General features: G+C 58.3%; 1 pseudogene. It reads left to right on the top strand.

The window, feature by feature from the left end:
• Window positions 1-354: 354 nt before the first annotated feature.
• Window positions 355-544, top strand: a pseudogene (locus AC1DU6_RS35445) (SAM-dependent methyltransferase); the annotation flags it as partial.

Genomic DNA, 544 nt, shown 5'->3' on the forward strand with positions numbered 1-544 from the left:
GGATTCACGCCATGGCGGTGGACGCCAAGGGCAACGTCTACACAGCCGAAGTCGACACCGGAAAGCGCATCCAGAAATTCAGGCTGGTCTCGGATGCGCTGAAGTAGCTGTCGCTACGAGTTACAGCCAGATCGTCTGTGTCTGGTCCTGATGATTCATGTCCAAGCTGATGCGCGCGAACAATGAAGCTGTCCATCATCAGGGCAGCCGCATCGTTCGCGCTCCCGGTTTGGGAATCTGAATCACTGACGTTCAGCCAAACGCAATGGCCCTGGCTCGGCTCTCGCCCTTCGGGACGACGCCGACAATACATGCTAGTCTCGCACGCCATCAAACGGACGACGGGTGATAGCAATGCTGGAAACGGACAAGTTATTCGCTGGCTCGATTCCGGAAAACTACGACCGCTATATGGTGCCGTTGATCTTCGAGCCCTACGCCGCAGATCTCGCACAACGCGCAGCGTCTTTCGCGCCTGGCGCCGTTCTGGAAATCGCCGCGGGCACCGGTGTTGTTACCCGCGCGTTGGCGCCAAGATTATCCC

The sequence above is a fragment of the Roseateles sp. P5_B10 genome (assembly GCF_056400485.1).